Origin of the sequence: Streptomyces sp. NPDC059564 (genome assembly GCF_042735575.1) — a bacterium.
GTDB lineage: Bacteria > Actinomycetota > Actinomycetes > Streptomycetales > Streptomycetaceae > Streptomyces.
In genome coordinates this window covers 1-1,773 of record NZ_JBHWBP010000650.1, presented here as the reverse complement: position 1 = coordinate 1,773, position 1,773 = coordinate 1, and the positions used below count along the sequence as shown (strand labels likewise).

The window sequence follows — 1,773 nt, the reverse complement described above, 5'->3', positions numbered from 1 at the left end:
GCACTGCACAGCGTCGGCTTCGGCCCGCTCGGCGACATAGGAACCGGGCGGATGGCCTTCTCCTGGGAGGACGTACGCCTGTACGCGACCGGAGCCACCCGGCTGCGGGTCCGGCTGACACCGGTCGGCGCCGACGCCGTGGCCGTCACCGCCACGGACGACAGCGGCCGGGCCGTGGCCGCCGTCGGCACGCTCACCTTCCGCGAAGTGCGCGAGGAACACCTGCGGGCCGCGCTCACCGAGCACCACGAGTCCCTCTACCGCGTGGACTGGCCCGTCCTGCCGCTCGCGGACGCCGCGCCCGGCGCCGGCGCGCACTGGGCCGTCGTCGGCGTCACCCCGGAGGCGGACGCCGACGAGGTCGCCGGCGCCCTGCGGAGCACGGGCCTGCGCACGGACACCCACCCCGACCTGGCCGCCCTCGCCGAAGCGATCACCGCGGGCGCGCCGGTACCGGAGATCGTGGCCGCCGTCGTGCCCGCGTCCGACACGTCCGACGCCGACGCCGACGCCGACGCCGTCCGGGCGACCGCGCAGGGCGTCCTCGCCCTCCTCCAGGCATGGCTCGCCGACGAACGGTTCGCCGCCTCCCGGCTGGTCGTCCTCACCCGGGACGCCGTCGCGGTACCGGGCGCCGCCGAGGACCGCGTACGGGAGACACGGCCCGCTCACGCACCCGTCTGGGGTCTGATCCGCTCCGCCCAGTCCGAGCACGCGGACCGCCTGGTCCTGGCCGACACCGACGGCGAGCCGGACTCCCTGCGCCGCATCGCCACGGCCGTCGCCACCGGAGAGCCCCAACTCGCGCTCCGCGCCGGCCGGATGTCCGTACCCCGGCTCGCCCGGGTGCCCGTCGCCACCGGGGCCGCCCCCGCTCGCGCCCTGGACCCGCAGGGCACCGCGCTGATCACCGGCGGCACCGGCGCGCTCGGCACACTCGTCGCCGCGCACCTCATCACCACCCACGGCATCCGGAACATCGTCCTCACCAGCCGCCGGGGCCCCGACGCCGCCGGAGCCCGCGAACTGCGCGACGAACTCGCCGCACTCGGCGCCACCGTCACCATCGCCGCCTGCGACGCCGCCGACCGCGGAGCCCTGGCGGCCCTCCTCGCGGACCTCCCCGCCGACCGGCCGCTCACCGCCGTCGTCCACGCCGCGGCCGTGGTGGCCGGGGGACTCGTCGACGCCCTCACCCCGGACGACCTCGACCGGGTCCTGCGGCCCAAGGCCGACGCCGCACTCAACCTCCACGCACTCACCCGAGACCTGGACCTCGCGGCCTTCGTCCTCTTCTCCTCCTTCGCCGGTACCCTCGGCGGCGCCGGACAGGCCGCCTACGCGGCGGGCAACGCCTTCCTGGACGCCCTCGCCCACCAGCGCCGCGCCCAGGGCCTCCCGGCCTCCTCCCTCGCCTGGGGCGTCTGGGACGAGCGCGGCGACCAGACCCGCCTGGACACGGGCGACCTGCGCCGCATGGCCCGCGCCGGCCTCGTCCCGCTCGGCGCGCAGGAAGGCCTGCGCCTCCTCGACACCGCCCGGAGCCTGGACGACGCGGCCCTGGCGCCCGTACGCCTCGACCTGGCCGCGATGCGCGCCCAGGCGGCCGCGAACCCCGTACCGCCCCTGCTGCGCGGGCTGATCCGCACGCCCTCCCGGCGGTCCGTGGAGACCGCGTCCGGCCCCGGCGGCCACTCCGCGGAGCTCTCCCGGCTGGCCGCGCTGCCGCCCGCGGAGCGCGAGGACACCCTGCTCGCACTCGTACGGGGCCAG

Annotated in this window: 1 protein-coding gene; it reads left to right on the top strand. The window is 77.7% G+C overall.

Annotated elements, in window-relative coordinates; all coding sequences use genetic code 11:
• Positions 1-51 precede the first annotated feature (51 nt).
• A partial coding sequence (locus ACFV0Q_RS41315) for a beta-ketoacyl reductase (RefSeq protein WP_385013229.1) occupies positions 52-1,773 on the top strand: 1,722 nt, incomplete at its 3' end.